7 protein-coding genes are annotated in these 20,014 nt (G+C 73.4%); 6 read left to right on the top strand and 1 reads right to left on the bottom strand.

Features of this window, described 5'->3' with window-relative positions:
* Nucleotides 1-68: 68 nt before the first annotated feature.
* On the bottom strand, nt 69-3,275 hold the full coding sequence (locus ACIPLC_RS17290) for a M28 family peptidase (protein WP_400473819.1): 3,207 nt from the start codon (nt 3,273-3,275) through the stop codon (nt 69-71).
* A gap of 302 nt (nt 3,276-3,577) precedes the next feature.
* Between ACIPLC_RS17290 and ACIPLC_RS17285 the strand changes: the two genes are divergently transcribed.
* From ACIPLC_RS17285 to ACIPLC_RS17260, 6 genes are all read left to right on the top strand, one after another.
* Nucleotides 3,578-5,026 (top strand): helix-turn-helix domain-containing protein, encoded by a 1,449-nt coding sequence (locus ACIPLC_RS17285; RefSeq protein ID WP_400473818.1) that lies wholly within the window; start codon nt 3,578-3,580, stop codon nt 5,024-5,026.
* Nucleotides 5,027-5,380: 354 nt separating this feature from the next.
* Nucleotides 5,381-6,238 (top strand): sterol desaturase family protein, encoded by an 858-nt coding sequence (locus ACIPLC_RS17280; protein ID WP_400473817.1) that lies wholly within the window; start codon nt 5,381-5,383, stop codon nt 6,236-6,238.
* A 69-nt stretch (nt 6,239-6,307) separates the two neighbouring features.
* Complete coding sequence (locus tag ACIPLC_RS17275; RefSeq protein WP_400473816.1) at nt 6,308-15,550, top strand: amino acid adenylation domain-containing protein; 9,243 nt, start codon at nt 6,308-6,310, stop codon at nt 15,548-15,550.
* Nucleotides 15,537-17,216: a phytoene desaturase family protein gene (locus ACIPLC_RS17270; RefSeq protein ID WP_400473815.1), complete on the top strand. Its 1,680-nt coding sequence runs from the start codon at nt 15,537-15,539 to the stop codon at nt 17,214-17,216. The genes ACIPLC_RS17275 and ACIPLC_RS17270 overlap by 14 nt, the downstream gene beginning before the upstream one ends.
* Nucleotides 17,213-18,907 carry a phytoene desaturase family protein gene (locus ACIPLC_RS17265; protein ID WP_400473814.1) on the top strand — a complete coding sequence of 565 codons (1,695 nt, stop codon included), beginning with the start codon at nt 17,213-17,215 and terminating at the stop codon, nt 18,905-18,907. Before ACIPLC_RS17270 ends, ACIPLC_RS17265 begins: the two co-directional genes overlap by 4 nt.
* Nucleotides 18,904-19,959 carry a zinc-binding dehydrogenase gene (locus ACIPLC_RS17260; protein ID WP_400473813.1) on the top strand — a complete coding sequence of 352 codons (1,056 nt, stop codon included), beginning with the start codon at nt 18,904-18,906 and terminating at the stop codon, nt 19,957-19,959. The genes ACIPLC_RS17265 and ACIPLC_RS17260 overlap by 4 nt, the downstream gene beginning before the upstream one ends.
* Nucleotides 19,960-20,014 lie beyond the last annotated feature (55 nt).

The raw sequence follows: 20,014 nt of genomic DNA, 5'->3' as shown, positions 1-20,014 counted from the left end.
CGCGATCCGTCCCCCTCGACGGACCGCGGCGCAGCGGCTTGCGGGGTGTCAGGCGGGTGCCCTACGGGTCACACGGCCTGCCACAGGGCGGGGACGATCGGCGGCTCCCAGCCGACCTGGGCGGTGTGGCCCTGGAGGCAGCGGTAGCTGACCCCGTTGTAGGTCACGACGTCGCCCGCCTGGTAGGTGGTGCCGGGCGTCCAGGTGCCGCCGGGGTTGGTCGGGCCGTTGCCCACGACCAGCGAGAAGCTGGTGCTGTGGGTGGCGGTGCCGGTGCCGGTGAGCGTGATGCTGTAGGTGCCGGCCGCCGTGTTCGCGGCGGTCGCGATGGTCAGCGAGGCCGAGGCGCCGGACTGCACCGAGGACGGGCTGAAGGAGACCGTCACGCCCGCCGGGGCGCCGGAGGCGGTCAGGTTGACCGTCTGGGCGGAGCCGGAGGTGGTGGCGGTGGAGACCGTCGCGGTGGCCGAGTCGCCGGGGTTGACGGTGGCGGTGGCCGGGTTCACCGCGAGGGAGAAGTCGTTGGCGGGGGTGGTGCCGCCGACGGAGGTCTTCCAGATGGTGTAGGCCACGCCGTCGGCGCTGCGGTTCAGCGCGGTCGGGTCGATGTTGCTGGTGGTGTCGCAGGACTGGTGGTAGCAGGAGTCGTACGAACGGCCCGCGCTGCCGCCCCACTTGGTCGCCTGGCCGGAGGTCTTGACGGCGTCGGCGCCGGCCGCGTAGCCGGAGGTGGGGATGCCGGCCTGCTGGAAGGAGTAGTCGTCCGAGCGGCCCTGGCCCTCGACGTTCTCCTCCGGCTGGAGGTTGAGGGAGTCCCAGTAGGCCTTCATCGGCGCGGCGGCGGAGGAGGTGATGTTGTTGATGAAGTAGCCGGCGTTGGGCGAGCCGACCATGTCGAAGTTGTAGTAGGACTTGATCGCGGAGCGCTGGGTGGAGCTGAGCTGGCCGACGTAGGACTGCGAGCCCTGGAGGCCCTGCTCCTCACCGGTCCACCAGGCGAACCGGACGTGCCGGGTCAGGGTGGGGTTCTGCTGGGCGAGGACGAGGGCGTTCTCCAGCAGGGTGGCCGAGCCGGAGCCGTTGTCGTTGATGCCGGGGCCGGCCGAGACGCTGTCCAGGTGGGCGCCGAACATGGTGACCTGGTCGGCGGGGCCGCCGGGCCAGTCGGCGATCAGGTTGTTGGACTGGTAGGTGCAGGAGGTGCAGGTCTGCTCGGTCACGGTGTAGCCGGCGGCCTGCAGCTTGCCCTTGATGTACGCCACGGACTGGCTGTGCCCGGCGCTGCCGGCCCGGCGGTTGCCGCCGTTCTGGCTGGCGATGGTGTTCAGCTGGGTCAGGTGGGCCTGGACCTTGGCGACGTCGATGTCGGGCGCGGGCCCGCCGGGGGTGCCCCCGCCGCCGACGGTCAGGGTGTACTGGGCGGTGTGGCTGGCCGCGCCGGCGGTGCCGGTGACGGTGATCACGTACGTCCCGGCCGGGGCGCCCGAGGAGGCCGACAGGGTCAGCGTCGCGGACGAACCCGTCTGCACGGAGGAGGGGCTGAGCGTCGCGGTGACCCCGGTCGGGGCGCCCGAGGCGGTCAGGTTGACGGTCTGCGCGGTGCCCGAGGTGACGGCGGTGGAGACCGTAGCCGTGGTCGAGGCGCCGGGCTGGACCGAGCCGGAGGCCGGGCCGAGCGCGAGCGAGAAGTCGTTGTTGCCGGACGGGGTGCAGGTCGGGTCGCCGCTCTGCGCGGGCACGCTGATCGCGTCCCAGGCGGCCTTGGTCCGGTTGAAGTAGTTGCAGGTCGGGTCGAGGTTCTTGGCGGCGGTCAGGGTGGTGGTGCGGTACCGCTTGTAGGTCATGCCGCTGGTCTTGAGCAGCATGCCGCCGTAGAAGACCTGGCCGGCCTGCTTGACGCCGATGCCGGTGACCGAGGAGCTGTTGCAGGTGGGGCTGGACGGCTTGCCGCCGCCCGGGTTGGAGCCCATCGACAGGAGGTAGAACCAGTGGTTCAGCGGGCCGGCCGCCGCGTGCACCTCGGTGCTGGGGATGGAGGAGGAGTAGCAGTTCGGGTCGTTGTTGACCAGTGAGGGCTGGTACAGGTTGCGGATCGGCCCCTGGCCGACCAGGTTGACCTGCCGGCCGACCTGGTAGTCGGGGTAGTCGTAGGGCGCGGGCTGGTTGACGTACTCCTTGGTGAGCGCGCCGAAGATGTCGCCGGTGCCCTCGCCCAGGCCGTTCTCGTTGTTGGCGCCGCCGGGGGTGTACTGGTCGATGCCGTGGCCGAACTCGTGGCCGACGACGTCCTGGGCGGCGATCCACTCGTTGTTCTGGTTGTGGCCGATGGAGACGGAGCTGCCGTCCCAGTAGGCGTTGACGTCGTTGAGGCCGACCTTGACCGGCCAGCTGCCGCCGTTGCCGTTGTGGCCGTTGCGACCGAGCCAGTCGCGGAGCATGTCCCATTCCTTCTGGGCCGCCCACATGGCGTCGCCGCAGCCGGTCTCCTTGCTGGAGGGGTTGCCGGTGCCCCAGGAGTCGGAGGACTTGCTGAACACCTGGCCGGTGCTGTAGTCGGAGCAGGTCAGGCCGGGCCGGTTCGGGTCGCGCAGTGAGTACGAGCCGCCGGAGTTGGTGGTGCTGATGGTCAGCGGGCCGGGGCCGTTCCACTTGCTGTTGATGGTGCCGGCGCGGACATCGTCGTAGCTGTCGATCACCTCGCCGCTGGCGGCGTCCACGAAGACGTGCAACGTGCTCGGCGCGCTCTCGGTACGGCCCTTGAGGACGGTCTCCCAGGCGAGCCGGCTCGCACCGTCCTTGACCCGGACGACCAGGCGGCGCTCGGCCACCGAGTCCACCGTGGCCAGCTTGGTGCGCGCGGTCTTCTCCGCGTTCGCCGCGCTGACCTGCGGGGTTATCGAGCCGCCGACCGGCCCGGTGGCGGCCGACTGGAGGCCGCGGACCTTGCCCTGGCCGTCGGCGAGCACCACGGCGTCGCCACCGACCACCGGCAGGCCGCGGTAGCTGCGGTCGTACGCGACGGAGTAGAGGCCGCCGAGCCAGGGGGTGACGGCCCGGCGCTCGTAGGTCTCGCCGGGGCCCTTGGCCAGTGCGTCCAGGCCGGCGGCCGCGGCCGCGTCGGCGGCGTTGACGGCTGCCGCAAGGGCGCTGGGTGGTGCGGGAGAGGGGGTGGGCGCGGCGGTGGCCGGCCCGGCCGTGGCGGCGATCATGCCGGCCAGCACGGTCAGGGTGGTCGCCGTGGTCAGCAACCGTCCTGTGGAAACTCTGCGTTGCATCGAGGCTCCTCGCATGTGGGGGTCCTCGACCGCGGACGGCAGGGCTGGTGGCCCACCGCAGGGCCGTGTCTGGGGGACGGCCGTGCGGGCCGTCCGCGCTCGGGTGCCGGAACCCTCACACGGCGTCATGCTCTGGTCAATGGCTGGTGCACGCGATGCATAGGGTTGGCAAATTCCGTCAAGCTGGGCTTTTGCCCGAGTGGTTGAGACCACCTCATGTACGGACCGGGTGTCATCGAGTACCGTCCTGATGGTCGGAAGGTTGGCGAGGGGCCCGGGGGAAGCGACCGGAGGAGGCAGCCGTGCACCGGAACCGCGTGGCCGTGGAACCGGCGTCCGCACCTCCGTCCCCACCCGTCGCCCCGCCCGCCCAGGACCTCGGCGCCTGGCGGGACTTCGGCGCCCGGCTGCGCCACTGGCGGCGCCGGGCCGGCCTCACCCAGGCCCAACTCGGCGCCGGAATCGGCTACGACCACACCGCGGTGAGCAAGATCGAGCACGGCGCCCGCCGGGTCACCCCTCGGATCGCCGACCGGATCGACGAACTCCTCGGCGCGGGCGGTGAGTTGCGGGCCGCCTGCCAGCGGGCCGAGACCGCCGAACTGCCCTCCCTGGCGCCCCTCGCCCCCGTCCTGCTACGGCCCCCGCTGCCCACCGCGGCCGCGAACGGGCCCGTCGGCCCCGCCCGCTGGAGCGCCCCCGCCCAGCCGCCGCCCCGGCTGCCCGACTACGGCCTGCTCTGCCCGCTGCACGGCGCTGACGGCTGCGATGTCCCCGGCCCGGTCGAACTCGCCGCCCTGCACGCCGAGTTCTGCGCCGCCGACCCGGCCGCCGGGCCGCCCCTGGGCGCCGCCACGGTGCACGCCCTCACCGGACTGCTGGCCGCCCACCTGCGCACCGGTGAGGCCGGCGGCCTGCCGGGCCTGGCCGCCGCCGTCGAACGCACCCTGCAGGCCGTGCTCGCCCGGCTCGCCGCCGCCTCCGCCGCGCAGCGCCGCCCGCTCGCCCGGCTGGCCGCCGAGCACGCGCACGCCGCGGGTGCGCTGCGCATGCAGGACGGCCGCAACGCCACCGCGATGGCCTGCTTCGACCGCGCGCTCGCCTGGGCGGAGCTCGCCGGGGACCAGGCCACCCAGGTCGCCGCGCTCAGCGACATGAGCACCCTCGCCCGGATGGACGGCGACCCGGCCGCCGCCCTCGGCTACGCCCGGGAGATCGGCCGCGCCGCCCCCGGCCGGCACTGGTCCGGCGCGATGGGCCAGATCGGCCAGGCCCGCGCGCACGCCCTCACCGGCGACGTCCGGGCCACCATCCGGCACCTCGGCCGCGCCCGGCTGCACCTGGACCACATCGACGCCCGGGACGAGGACGACGCGCCCTGGCTCACCATCGCCTCGATGCGGCTGCGGGTGGAGTCCGGCGCGGCCGCCGCGCTGCGCGACCTCGCCGCGGTCGTCGACGATCCCCGGCTGGCCCGGCGCGCGCTGACCGCCGCCGAGACCGCGCTCGGCCTGCTCGGCCCGGCCCAGCTCCCCTCCAGCCGTCTCCTCTTCACCGTCCGGGTGGCGGACTGCCACGCCTGCGCGCACGACCCACAGACGGCCGTCCAGCTGCTCGGGCCCGCCCTGGAGACCGCCCCGGCGGCGGCCCTGCCGGCCCTGGTCGGGTACGAGCTGCGCGGCCTGCGCGACCGCCTCGCGGCGTACCGGCCGGAGGCGGCGTGGCGGCTGGCGGAGCTGGCGGGATCCTGACGGGCGGCGCCACCCGCACGGCCCGCGCCCTCGCGCCCGGCTCGCGCTCGCCCGGTGCCACCCGCGCCGCCCTCGCTGGACCGGGGGGGCCGGATCCGGGTCCGGACCGCCCCCTGTGTCAGGGGGCGTGCGACCTCGCCCGGCGTGGGCCCGACCCCGCTGCGCTCCGGTTTCTCCAGCGCCTGCGAACAAACGCGCCCCTTTCACGCCGGTCTGGTGTCAACTTCGTGCGCGGATCTTCCTCCGATCGGGTTATTTATGGCGTTAACACGTCGAATGACTGCCGTAGCTGACCTCTCCCGCTAGAGTCTCTGACGTTTCCAGTCATTAGTTCGCGAATAACCAAGGGGGCGCGTGCTGTCCGCCATTGCACGCCGGCTCGCTCATCCGCTTCTGCTCCTGGGGGTGCTGTGCACGGCCGTCGCCACACTGCACTTCCACTGGGAGCCCGACCGGGTCTCCCCGCTCGTGCTGGTCGGCGTCCTCGGGTACCTGGCCGTACTGGAGCGGGTGATCCCGTACCGGACCGACTGGCATCCGAGTGGGCGTGAACTGCGCTGGTACACCGTGTACTTCGTGCTGAGCATGGTCGGCGGCGCACTCGCCCAGGGGCTGGTGACGGCGCTGGTGCAGGTGCTCGGGGCGGCCCATCCGGTGCTCCCGTTCGCCGTGGAGATCCCGCTCGCGCTGCTGATCGGATCGCTCGGCGACTACCTCGTCCACCGCTGGTCCCACCACAACCGGTGGCTCTGGCGCCTGCACGGCGTCCACCACGTGCCGGACAAGGTGAATGTCGCGAACAACGGTGTGAACCATATTCTCGACGTGTTCGTCGCGCAGTCCGTGGTGCAACTCCTGCTGTCGCTGATCGGCTTCTCGGTGGAATCCGTGTTCGTGGTCGGAATATTCATTCTTGCGCAGGGGTATTTCGTCCACGCGAACATCGACGTCCGCCTCGGGCTCCTCGGCCACCTGCTGGCCGGCCCCGAGCTCCACCGACTGCACCACAGCACCGACCTCGCCGAGGCCGGGCACTACGCCTCCGACCTCTCGCTGTGGGACCACGTGTTCGGCAGCTTCACCTGGCGCCCCGGCCGGGTGCCCACCGCCGTCGGCCTCGCCGACCCGGCCGCCTTCCCGGCCACCGGCGAACTGGGCGCCACCCTGCTGCACCCCTGGCGCCAGGTGAAGACCACCGAGCCGTCCGTCTGACCCCGCCCGCGAGGCCGCTCCTCCTCCGCCCGTGTCCGCGCCGCCACGCCATCACCCTCGGATTGGATCATGACCACCTCGCCCTTCGCCGTGCCCTGCGACCGGATCGCGATCACCGGCATCGGCTGCCGCCTGCCGGGACACGCCAACGACCACCGGACCTACTGGCGCAACCTCGTCGAGGGTCGGGACTGCCTCACCGCGACACCCGCCGACCGCTACGACACCGGCACGCTCGGCAGCCGGGACCGGTCCAAACCGGGCCGCCTGATCGGCGGCCGGGGCGGCTACATCGACGGCTTCGACACCTTCGACCCGGACTTCTTCGGCATCAGCCCGCGCGAGGCCGAGCACATGGACCCGCAGCAGCGCAAGCTCCTGGAGGTCAGCTGGGAGGCCCTGGAGGACGGCGGCCTGCGCCCCGGCGAGCTGGCCGGCCGTGACGTCGGCGTCTACATGGGGGCCTTCACCCTCGACTACAAGATCCTCCAGTTCGCCGACCTCGACTTCCGCACGCTCGCCGCGCACACCGCCACCGGCACCATGATGACGATGGTGTCCAACCGGATCTCGCACTGCTTCGACTTCCGCGGCCCCAGCGTCTCGATCGACACCGCCTGCAGTTCCTCCCTGGTCGCGGTGCACCTCGCCTGCCAGAGCCTGCTCCGCGGCGAGACCGAACTCGCCCTGGCGGGCGGCGCGTTGCTGCACATGGCGCCGCAGTACACGATCGCCGAGACCAAGGGCGGCTTCCTGTCCGCCGACGGCCGCTCCCGCGCCTTCGACGCCTCCGCCGACGGCTACGTCCGGGCCGAGGGCGTCGGCGTGGTCGTCCTCAAGCGGCTGTCGGACGCGCTGCGCGACGGCGACCCGGTGCACGCCGTCATCCTCGGCAGCGGCGTCAACCAGGACGGGCGCACCAACGGCATCACCGTCCCCAGCGCGGACGCCCAGGTCACCCTGATCGAGCGGGTCTGCGCCGAGGCCGGGGTGGTGCCCGGCAGCCTCCAGTACGTCGAGGCGCACGGCACCTCCACCCCGGTCGGCGACCCGATCGAGGCGGCCGCGCTCGGCCGGGTGCTGGGCATCGGCCGCCGCCCGGGCGACCGCTGCTACGTCGGCTCGGTGAAGACGAACATCGGACACACCGAGGCCGCCGCCGGCGTCGCCGGGCTGATCAAGACCGCCCTCGCCCTCGAACACCGGCGGATCCCGCCGCACCTCAACCTGGAGAAGCCCAACCCCGGCATCGACCTGGCCGCACTGCCCTTCGACATCCCGACCGCCCCGATCGACTGGCCCGAGCACGACGGACCGGCCCGGGCCGGCGTCAACTCCTTCGGCTTCGGCGGCACCAACGCGCACGTCCTGCTGGAGGAGCCGCCGCGCCCCGGGCCCGCCGCCCCGGCGCCGCAGCCGACCTGCACGGTGCTGCCACTGAGCGCCAAGGACGCCGCCGGGCTGCCCGAACTCGCCGCCGGAGTCCGCCGGGAGCTCGCCGCCGGGGTGCCGCTCGCCGACCTCGGCCACACCCTGGCGCACCGGCGCCAGCACCTGCCCGAGCGGCTCGCGGTGGTCTACTCCACGCCGGACGACCTGGACGAGGCGCTGGCCGCCCACGAGCGCGGCGAGGAGCACCCCCGGGTGGTCCAGGGCCGCGCCCGGGAGCGCCGACAGCGCCGCCTCGCCTGGGTGTTCACCGGCATGGGCCCGCAGTGGTGGGGCATGGGCCGGGGCCTGTACGAGAACGAACCGGTCTACCGGGCGGCCGTCCAGTCCTGCGACCGGGAGATCCGCGAGCAGGCCGGCTGGTCCCTGCTCGACGAACTGCACCGCGACGAGGCCGACTCCCGGATGGCCGAGACCTGGCTCGCCCAGCCCGCCAACTTCGCCGTCCAGCTGGGCCTGTCCGCGCTCTGGCGCAGCCACGGCCTGCGCCCCGACGCGGTGGTCGGGCACAGCACCGGCGAAGTCGCCGCGTTCTACGAGGCCGGGGTGTACGACCTGGCCGACGCCGTCCGGGTGGTGCTGGCCCGCAGCCGCCTCCAGCAGCGGCTGGCCGGCACCGGCACCATGCTCGCCGTCGGCCTCCCGGAGGCCGAGGCGGAGCGCCGGATCCGTCCGTACCGCGCCCGGGTCTCGCTGGCGGCCGTCAACAGCCCCTCCACCGTGACCCTGGCCGGCGACACCGACGCGCTGCGCGAACTCGCCGAGGAACTGCGCGGGCAGGAGGTGTTCACCCGCTTCCTGGAGGTCGAAGTCCCGTACCACAGCGTGCGGATGGACCCGATCAGGGACGAGCTGACCGCCGCGCTCGCCGCGCTCAAGCCCAACGAGGCCCGGCTGCCGCTCTACCTCACCGCCCGCGAGGGCCTCGCCCGCGGCCCCGAGCTCGACGCCGGGTACTGGTGGGACAACGTCCGCAACCCGGTGCGCTTCCGCGCCGCCGTCGAACGGATGGCCCAGGACGGGCACGGCCTGTTCCTGGAACTCGGCCCGCACCCGGTGCTCGGCCACGCGATCCGCGAGTGCGTCGACGGTGCGCACGCCCTGCCGTCCATCCGCCGGCGCACCGACGAGCCCGCCTGCCTCACCCAGTCGCTCGCCGAACTGCACACCCTGGGCGTCGAGTTGGACTGGCGCGCCCTGCACCCGGCCGGTCGCCCGGTGCCGCTGCCCGGCTACCCGTGGCGGCGCGACCGGTACTGGGTCGAGCCGAGCGCCGTCCGGCAGGTTCGGCTCGGCGAGGTCGACCACCCGCTGCTCGGCCGCCGCACCGCGAGCGCCCAACCCGCCTGGACCACCGCACTCGACCCCGAGCGGCTGCCCTACCTGGCCGACCACCGGATCGAGGGCCAGATGGTCTTCCCTGCGGCCGGGTACCTGGAGATGGCCGCCCAGGCCGTCCGCGCCCTCACCGGCGGCACCGAGGTGGTGCTCGCCGAGATCGAGCTGAACCGGGCGCTGTTCCTCTCCGACACCGAGCCCACCCCCGTCCAACTCGGCTACGCCCCGGAGGACGCCCGCTTCACCATCGCCTCCACCCCGGCCGGCGGCGAACCGGTGGTGCACGCCGGCGGCCGGGTCCGCACCGGCCAGCGCCGCGCCCACGGGCCGGCGCTGGACGCCGAGGCGATCCGCTCCCGCGGACAGCGCTTCGACGGCCCCGACTGCTACCGGCTCCTGGCCGCCCGCGGCTACGACTACGGGCCCGCCTTCCAGGCCGTCCAGGAGGTGTGGACGAGCCCTGGCGAGGCACTGGCCCGGATCAGCCCGACCGACCGGCTCGGCCCCGAGGCGGCCGACCACCAGCTGCACCCGGTGCTGCTCGACGCCTGCTTCCAGACCCTGCTGGCCACCCGGTTGCTCACACCCGAGGACGGCGGCGTCCGGCTGCCGGTGTCCATCGAGGAGGTCCGGCTCGACCAGGCCGGCGACCGGCCGCTGTGGGCGCACGCCACCGTCACCCGCGAGGGCGGCGGCGAACTCGTCGGCGACCTCGCCCTGTACACCGAGGACGGCACCCCGGTCGGCCGGATCACCGGCTTCCGGGTCGCCGACGTCGCGCAGGCCCCGGCCTCGGTCGGCCTCGCCACCATCGACGGCTGGCTCACCGAACTCGCCTGGACGGACGTCCCGGCGGCGCCCGCCGACCAGGACCCCGGCGACCTGCTGCTGTTCGCCGACGCCGGCGGCCTCGCCGAACGCCTCGCCGCGCTGGCCGCCGAACGCGGCGCCCGCTGCCACCTGGTCCGGCCCGGCACCGACTACCGGCCCGGCGACGGGCACTCGACCGTCCGACCGGACTCCGCCGAGGACCTCACCCGGCTCCTCACCGACCTCGGCCCCGGGTACCGCACCGTCGTCCAGCTGTGGAACCTCGACCAGCCCGCCCTCGACACCACCACGGCCGACCGGCTCGACCGACTCGCCACCCTCGGCGGCTACGCGCTGATCGCCCTCGCCCAGGCCCTGCCCACCGCCCTCCCGGACGCCCGGCTGCACATCGTCACCCGGGGCACCCAGGCCGCCGCCCCCGGCGACCGGGTCGAACCGCTCGGCGCACCCGCCTGGGGCATCGGGCGGGTGCTCTGGCAGCAGGAACTCGTCGCCCAGCGCGGCACCCTGATCGACCTCGACCCCGCCGCCGACCCGCTCGACCAGGCCGAGGCGCTGCTCGGTGAACTCGCCTCCCGGGACGAGCAGGAGATCGCCCTGCGGGCCGGCCGCCGCCGCACCAGCCGGCTCCGCCGGGCCGAGGGCCTCACCCGCCCGCTGCCGCCGGTCCTGCGCCCCGACGGCAGCTACCTCGTCACCGGCGCGTTCGGCGCCCTCGGCCGGCTGCTCTGCCGCACCCTCGTCCGGCGCGGCGCCCGGCGGCTGATCCTGGTCGGCCGCACCGCGCTGCCCGAGCGCGACCAGTGGTACCGGACCGACCCCGCCAGCCCGGCCGGGGAGCGGATCGCCTTCCTGCGCGAGCTCCAGGCGCTCGGCGCCGAACCGCTGCTCGCCCCGGTGGACGTCACCGACGAGACCGCCCTCGCCGCCTGGCTCGCCGACTACCGCCAACGCCAACGCCCGCCCATCCGCGGGGTGTTCCACCTCGCCGGGCAGGTCAAGGACGTGCTGGTGCCGCAGATGGACCGCGCCGCCTTCGACGCCGGGTACGCCCCGAAGGTGGTCGGCGGCCACCTGCTGCACCGGCTGCTGCGCGACGAACCGCTCGACCACTTCGTGCTGTTCGCCTCCGTCGCCTCGCTGCTCACCACCGCCGGGCAGACCAACTACGCGGCCGGAAACGCCTTCCTGGACGCCCTCGCCCACCACCGCCGGGCCGCCGGCCTGCCCGCGCTCAGCCTCGACTGGGGCCCGTGGGCCACCGGCATGATCGAGGAACTGGGCCTGGTCGCCCACTACCGCGACGCCCGCGGCATGAGCTCGCTCCCGCCGGACGCCGGCACGGCCGTGCTGGAGCGCGTCCTCGGCCAGGACCGCGCCCAACTGCTGGTCGCCACCGTGGTCGACTGGCCGACCTTCCTCGCCTGGTACCCCGCGCCGCCGCCGCTGGTCGCCGAGCTGGCAGCCAGCGCCGCCGAGCAGGCCCCGGCCGAGACCGGCGGCTTCCTGGACGCCTACCGCACGGCGGATCCGCCGACCCGGCGCCAGCTGGTCACCGAGCGGTTCACCGCCGCCGCCGCGGCCGTGCTGCGGATCGGTGCCGAGCGGATCGCCCCCGACACCAGGCTCGGCGCGCACGGCCTGGACTCGCTGCTCGCGATGGAGCTGCGCGCCCGGGTGCACGGCGAACTGGGCGTCGCCCTGCCGGTGGTGGCGCTGCTCAGCAACGGCACCGTCGGCGACCTGGTCGACCTGCTGGTCGCTGGCCTGGCCGAGCGGCTGGACGCCGAGGGCGGACCCGAGCAGGCCGAGGTCGAGCTGCACACCGACGAGGCCCGCTACCCGCTCACCCACAACCAGCAGGCGCTGTGGTTCCTGCGCCAGCTCCACCCGGACGGCTTCGCCTACAACATCGGCGGCGCGGTGGAGGTGCGCGCCGTGCTCGACCCCGAGCTGGTCTTCGCCGCCTTCCGCGCGCTGGTCGCCCGGCACCCGGGGCTGCGGGCCGCCTTCACCGCCGAGGAGGGCCGGCCGGTCCAGCGGATCCGCCCGGAGGCCGTGGCCGACACCGGACTGTTCGACGTCGAGGGCCGCCCCTGGGAGGAGATCCACGCGCTGATCGTCGCCGAGTACCGGCGGCCGTACGACCTCGCGAACGACCCGCTGGTCAGGCTGCGGCTGTTCCGGCGCGGGCCGGACCGCTGGGTGCTGATGAAGGCCGTCCACCACATCGTCTCGGACGCGATCTCCACCTTCACCTTCATCGAGGAGCTGTTCGAGGTCTACGAGGCGCTGCGCCACGGCCGCACCCCCGAGCTCCCCGCCGTGGCCGCCCGCTACCTCGACTTCCTCAACCACCAGAACCGCTTCCTGGCCGGCCCCGAGGCCCGGCGGATGCTCGACTACTGGCGCGGCCACCTGCCGGCCGAGATGCCCGTCCTCGCCCTGCCCACCGACCGGCCCCGGCCGGCCGTGCAGACCCACAACGGCGCCTCGGCGTTCTTCCGGCTCGACGCCGACCTGACCGCCCGCGTCCACGAGCTCGCCCGCGCGCACCACGCCACCCCGTTCATGGTGCTGCTCAGTGCCTACTACCTGTTGCTGCACCGCTGGTCGGGCCAGCAGGACATCGTGGTCGGCAGCCCCGTCACCGGCCGCACCCAGGAGGAGTTCGCCTCCGTCTACGGCTACTTCGTCAACCCGCTGCCGCTGCACGTCAGCCTGGCCGGGGAGCCGACCGTGGCCGAACTGCTGGCCCGGGTGCGGGAGAGCGTGCTCGGCGGCCTGGACAACCAGGAGTACCCGTTCCCGCTGCTGGTCGAGCAGTTGGGGCTCCAGCACGACCCCAGCCGCTCGGCGGTCTTCCAGGCGATGTTCATCCTGCTCACCCACAAGGTCGCCGTGGAACGCTTCGGCTACCGCCTGGAGTACATCGAACTCCCCGAAGAGGAAGGGCAGTTCGACCTCACACTGTCCGCCTACGAGGACCGCGCGGACGGCTGCTTCCACTGCGTGTTCAAGTACAACTCCGACCTCTTCGAGCCCGCCACCGTCCAACGGCTGGCCACGCACTACCGCAACCTGCTGGACGCCATGACCAGCGCCGGCACCGACCGCCCGGTCGGCCGGCTGCGGATGCTCGACGAGGCCGAACGCCGCCGCATCCTCACCGGGTTCAGCGGCGCCGACCGGCGGGTGGACCACGACACCCCGGTGCCCGAACTCGTCGCCAAGGCCGCCGCCGAACACCCCGAGGCCGTCGCCGTCTCCGCCCCGGGCCCGGACGGCGTCCGCCGCCTCACCTACGGCGAACTCGACCGGCGGGCCCAGCGGACGGCCCTGCGGCTGCGCGAACTCGGCGTCGGCGAAGGCTCGGTGGTCGCGGTCTGCCTGGACAAGTCACCCGAGCTGATCGTCGTCCTGCTGGCGATCTGGCGGGCCGGCGCCGCCTACCTGCCGCTCGACCCCGGCCACCCGGCCGACCGGCTCTCCTACCAGGTGACCGACGCCGGCGCCGCCCTCGTCGTGGTCGCCGAGCGGAACCCGTTCGGCGCCGAAGCGCCCGCCCGCCCCGTCACCCTGGACGAACTCGACCGGCCCGCCGCCGAGAGCGCCCCGCTACCCGCCGCCGACCCGGACCGCCCCGCCTACGTCATCCACACCTCCGGCTCCACCGGCCGCCCGAAGGCCGTGCGGGTCGACCACCGCAACCTCGCCGCCGTCACCGCGGGCTGGCGCGCCGAGTACCGCCTCGACACCGAGGCCCGGGTGCACCTCCAGATGGCCGGGACCGCCTTCGACGTGTTCTCCGGCGACCTCGCCCGGGCGCTGAGCACCGGCGGCACCCTCGTCCTGGTCGACCGCGACCTGCTGTTCGACACCGCCCGGCTGTACCGCACCATGCGCGAGGAGGCCGTCGACTGCGGCGAGTTCGTGCCCGCCGTCGCCCGCGGCCTGCTGGCCCACTGCGAACGCGCGGGCCTGCGGCTGGACTTCCTGCGGCTGCTGGTCGTCGGCTCCGACTCCTGGAAGGCCGCCGAGCACCGCCGGCTGCGCGCCCTGTGCGGACCGGACACCCGGCTGGTCAACTCCTACGGCCTGACCGAGGCCACCATCGACACCAGCTACTACGAGGGCGGGGCGGAGGCGCTGGAACCCGGCCGGATGGTGCCGATCGGCCGGCCCTTCCCCAACAGCGCGCTGTACATCCTCGACCACTACGGCGAGCCGGTACCGCCCGGCGTGCCCGGCGAGCTGTGGATCGGCGGCGCCGGCGTCGCCGTCGGCTACCCGAACGACCCGGAGCAGACCACCCGGCGCTTCACCACCCTGGAGCTCGACGGCCCGCCCGTCCGGCTCTACCGCACCGGCGACCTCGGCCACTGGGACGCCCACGGCACCGCCCACCTGCTCGGGCGGATCGACAACCAGGTCAAGGTGCGCGGCCACCGGATCGAGATCGGCGAGATCGAGGCCCACCTCACCGCCCGCCCCGAACTCGCCCAGGCCTGTGTGACGGTCCGTCAGGACGCGACCGGCGAATCCGTACTGGCCGCCTACCTGGTCCCCGCCGAGGGGACCACCCTGGACCGCCGGGAACTGCGCCGCCACCTCGCCGAGCACCTGCCCACCGTGATGATCCCCTCCCACCTCACCGAACTTCCGGCCCTGCCGCTCACCCCCAACGGCAAGGTCGACCTGGCCGCCCTGCCCGAGCCCCGGATCGACACCGGTGGCGCGCAGCACGAACCGCCCGTCACCCTCTACGAGATCCGCACCGCCGAGCACTGGAGCAACCTGCTCGGCGTGGCGGAGGTCGGCCTCCAGCACGACTTCTTCGAACTCGGCGGCAGCTCCATCCGGTTGATCGAGCTGATCCACCACCTGCAGGCCGAGTTCAACATCAGCATCCCGGTCGGCCTGCTCTTCAAGGTCACCACCCTGCACGGGATGGCCCGCACGCTGGAGCAGATCATCACCGGCGAGGTCGCCGGCGGCCAGCCGTACCTCTGGTTCAACCCCGGGGCGCCCGGGGAGCGGACGGTGTTCTGCTTCCCGCCGGCCGGCGGCCACGGACTGGTCTACCGCCAGCTCGCCGCCCACCTGCCCGGCCACCGGCTCGCCGCCTTCAACTACCTCACCGGCGACGACAAGACCGCCCGCTACGCCGATCTGGTCGAGACCCTGGACGAGGCGGGGCCGTACGTCCTGCTCGGCTACTCGCTCGGCGGAAACCTCGCCTTCGAGGTGGCCCGGGAGCTCGAACGCCGCGGCCGTACCGTCAGCTCCGTCCTGGTGGTGGACTCCTACCGGATCCCCGAGCCCTTCGAGCTCGGCGAGGAGCACCTGGCCGTCTTCGAGCGCGAACTCCACGAGCACCTGCACCGGCACACCGGCTCCCGGATCGTCGCCCAGGAGACCCTCGAACAGGCCCGGGACTACCTGGCGTTCTGCAGCAGGACCCCCAACCTGGGCGTCCTGAAGGCCCCGCTCAACGTGGTCTGCGAACGCGACCGGCTGGCGTTGCACGCGGGTGGGGAACACGGTTCCTGGCACGGCGCCTCCAGCGCCGGCACCGCCGTCCACGCCGGACACGGCAGCCACGCCGAGATGCTGGACGCCGAGTTCGCCGCCCGCAACGCCGAACTGGCGGGCGCCATCCTGGCCGGAGGCACCGCCGATGGCCGGGCCTGAGCGCGGGTCGGACTGGTCGAGCCGGGAGCGGGCCCCCGGCGGCCCGCCCCGGGTCATCGTGATCGGCGCGGGCATCGGGGGGCTCTCCACCGGCTGCTACGCGCAGATGAGCGGGCTGGAGACCAGGATCTTCGAGAAGCACGTGCTGCCCGGCGGCTGCTGCACCGCGTGGTCCCGGCACGGCTACCTGTTCGACTACTGCATCGACTGGCTGATCGGCACCGCCGAGGGCACCGGGGCGAACCAGGTGTGGCGCGAACTCGGCGCCCTCGACGGCAAGTCGATCACCCGCTTCGACGTCTTCAACCGCGTCGTCGACGAACACGGCCGCGCCGTCACCTTCTTCGGGGACCCGGACCGGCTGGAACGGCACCTGCTGGCCACCGCCCCCGGCGACGCCAAGCCGATCCGCGCCTTCTGCCGGGACCTGCGCCGCTTCGCCGCCATCGACCTGCCCTGGGACCTCACCCCGCCGCCGCTGCGCAGCCCGGCCGAACGGCTGCGCACCCTGCGCACCGTGCTGCCCGCGTTCCGGCTGTTCTGGCGCACCGCGACGACCCCGATGAGCGGCTTCGCCGAGCGCTTCCAGGACCCGCTGCTGCGGCGGGCGCTGCCCAACATGTTCCTCCAGGAGCCGGCCGGCTTCCCGCTGCTGCCGTACCTGTACACCCTGGCCGCCGCGCACAACGGCAACGCGGGCTTCCCGCAGGGCGGTTCGCTCGGGCTGGCCCGCTCGGTGGAGGAGCGCTACACCTCGCTCGGCGGGGTGATCGGCTACCGCTGCCGGGTGGAGCGGATCCTGGTCGAGGGTGACCGCGCCGTCGGCGTCCAACTGCGGGACGGCTCACGGCACTTCGCTGACCACGTGGTGGCCGCCTGCGACGGTCCGACAGTGCTCGACCGGCTGCTCGAAGGCCGCTGGTCCAGCCCAGCCACCGACCGGCTGTACGGCGAGCTGCTGGACAAGCCCGGCAACCTGTACCCGGCCGTGGTCTCGGCCTTCGTCGGCGTGGACGGCCCGCTGCCGGAGGGCGAGCCGCACAGCACCACCTACCTGCTGACCCCGGACCAGGGCGCCCGGCTGCCCGGCTCGCTCCAGCACAGCCTGGTCGTCCAACTGCGTTCGGACTACGCGGACGGCTTCGCGCCGCCCGGCAAGTCGGTGCTGCACTGCACCTACTTCAGCGACTACCGCTCCTGGAAGGACCTGAGGGTCCGCGACCGGCGCGCCTACCGGGCCCGCAAGCAGGAAGTCGCCGCGTTCGTCCGGGAGTTCCTGGAGCGGACGTACCCGGGGCTCGGCCGCCGGATCGAACTCGTCGACGTCGCCTCCCCGGTGACCACCGAGCGGTTCACCGGCAACACCTACGGCAGCATCCTCGCCTGGCAGGCCTTCTCCGAGGCCGAGGACGCCGCCAACCGGCTCGTCAACCGGGACCGGATGCGACTGCCGGGCCTGCGCGGCTTCTCGATGGCCGGGCAGTGGGCCGGCCTCGGCGGCCTGATCCGCGCCGCCACCAGCGGCCGGTACGCCGCGCAGTACCTCTGCCGGGAGCTCGGCCGGCCGTTCCGGGCCTGGCCCAGCGACAACCAAGAACCCTGGCACGCGGGCAAGTTGGGCCGTCTGCCGCAACTCGACCGGGCCACCGTGGGAGTGCCGGAATGACCGGAATGAGCACCGGCAGACAGAGCATGCTGATCGTCGGGGGCGGGCTGGGCGGCCTGTCCACCGGGTGCTACGCGCAGATGAACGGCTACCGCACCACCATCCTGGAGATGCACGAACTCCCCGGCGGCTGCTGCACCGCCTGGGACCGCGGCGAGTTCACCTTCGACTGCTGCGTGAGCTGGCTGCTCGGCAGCGGCCCCGGCAACGAGATGCACCAGATCTGGCTAGAACTCGGCGCACTGCAAGGCAAGGTGATGCGCAACTTCGACGTCTTCAACGTGGTGCGCACCCGGGACGGCCGTGCCGTCTACTTCTACTCCGACCCCGACCGCCTCGAAGCGCACCTGCTCGATCTCGCCCCGGAGGACGCCCGGCGGATCCGGCAGTTCTGCGAGGGGCTGCGCAAGTTCCGCCGCGCCCTGGCCCGTTACCCCTTCCTCAAGCCGGTCGGGCTGATGGGCCGCGCCGAGCGCTGGCGGATGCTCGCCTCCTTCCTGCCGTACTTCAACGTGATCCGGCGCTCGATCACGGTGCTGATGAGCGACTACTCGGCGCGTTTCCGGAGCCCGCTGCTGCGCGAGGCGTTCAACTTCGTCCTCTACGAGCAGCACCCCAACTTCCCGGTGCTGCCCACCTACTTCCAACTCGCCTCGCACGCCGGGCAGTCGGCCGGGGTGCCGGAGGGTGGCTCGCTCGGCCTGGCCCGCTCGATCGAGCAGCGCTACCGACGGCTCGGCGGCGAGATCAGCTACAACACCAAGGTGACCGAGATCCTGGTCGAGCAGGACCGGGCCGTCGGGGTGCGGCTGAGCGACGGCCGGGAAGTCCGGGCGGACATCGTGGTCGCCGCCTGCGACGGGCGCACCACCATGCTGGACCTGCTCAAGGGCCGCTACCTGAACGACACCTACCGCCGGCTGTACACCCGGACCATCGCCGAGCCCGGCATGGTCTTCCCCGGCTACCTCACCGTCTTCCTGGGCCTGCGCCGCCCCTTCCCGGCCGGGGACCCGTGCACCACCTACCTGCTGGAGGGCGAGGTCGCCGACCGGCTCACCGGCATCCGCCACCCCAGCATCAACGTCCAGTTCCGCAGCCGCCACTACCCCGAGCTGTCGCCCGACGCGACGACCGTCGTCTACGCCAGCTACTTCTGCGACATCGCCCCCTGGCGGGAGTTGAGCACCGGCCCGGAGCAGGCGCCCCGGCTGCGGCGGGGCGAGGAACTGCACACCCTGCCGGTCGGGCGCGGCCGCGAGTACCAGCGCGAGAAGCGCCGGGTGCGGGACGCCATCGTGGAGTTCCTGGACGGGCACCACCCAGGCCTGAAGGACGCCGTCGCGGTCAAGGACGTGTCCACCCCGCTCACCCAGGTCCGCTACACCGGCAACTACGACGGCACGGTGCTCGGTTGGCAGCCCTTCGTGGAGAGCGGCGAGACGCTGGAGGAGGAGATCAAGCGCAACGGGCCCGGGCTGCCAGGCCTGGCGAACTTCTACCTCTCCGGCGTGTGGGCGACCACCGGGGGTCTGATCCGGGCGGCCGCCGCCGGCCGGCACGTCGTCCAGTTCATCTGCCGTGACGACGGCCGGCCGTTCACCGCCGCCGTGGACGACAGCGCGCCGCCGCCCACTCTTGTCATCGAACCGGTCGGGCCCGCCGACCGGCGGTTTGGAGTCACCTCATGAGGGTCGAGAAGTGGGTCGTCCGCGAGCACGTGGACGGCGTGCCGGACATCGAGCGGATGTACCGGAAGGTGGTCGAGGAGGTGGACGTCCACCTCGCCGCAGACGAGATGCTGCTGCGGACCAGGTACGTCTCGGTCGACCCGTACCTCCAGGGGATCGCCCTGGACACCCCGGTGGGCGACCACATGGGCGCGGACTCCATCATGGAGGTGGTGGACGCCGGGCCGGACGCGGCCTTCGCCGTCGGCGACCTCGTGCAGGGCTTCGGCGGCTGGCGCAGCCACGTGATCAGCAACGGCGCCCCGGAGCCCTGGCAGACCGGTACCTTCCCGATGGTCTTCCCCGCCTACCGGCGGCTGGACCGGGGCGACTACGACGACGCCCTGCCGCTCTCCACCGCCCTCGGCGTCCTGGGCGGCCCGGGGATGACGGCCTGGGGCACGGTCGAGAAGTTCCTCGAGGTCCGGCCGGGGGACACCGTGCTGGTCAGCGGGGCGTCCGGGGCGGTCGGCTCGGTGGTCGGACAGCTGGCCCGGCACCGGGGAGCCCGGGTCATCGGCACCACGGCCACCCCGGCCAAGGTCGACCGGCTGCGCGCCCTGGGCTTCGACGAGGTCCTGCTCTACCGCGACGGCGACGACCCCGAGCGGCTGCGGGAGGAACTCGCCGAGCTCGCCCCGGCCGGCATCGACCGCTACTTCGACAGCCTCGGCGGGGCGCTCACCGACGCGGTCTTCTCCCAGCTCGCCGTGGACAGCCGGGTGGCGGTCTGCTGGCAGTGGGGGAGCCAGGTCGGCGGCGACTGGGCGGGTCCGCGACTGCTGCCGATGATCATGTTCCCGCGCACCACCATCCGCGGCATCTTCTCGCTGGAGTGGTTCACCGAGGAGAACTGGACGGCGCTGCGGCGGGAGCTGGGCGCCCTGGTCCGCAGCGGCGACCTCGGCTACCAGCAGACCGTCCACCGGGGCTTCGACAGCATCCCGGCCGCCTACCGCAGCCTGTACGTGGACCGCTCCGCGAGCCGGGGCAAGGTGCTCGTCGAGCTCTGAGCCGGGCGGTCCGGCAGGGCCGGAGCCGGGGCGGGCGGCTCGTGCGCCCGCCCCG

Source organism: Kitasatospora sp. NPDC086801 (genome assembly GCF_044745805.1).
Taxonomy (GTDB): domain Bacteria; phylum Actinomycetota; class Actinomycetes; order Streptomycetales; family Streptomycetaceae; genus Kitasatospora.
This window is presented reverse-complemented; position numbering and strand designations above follow the sequence as displayed.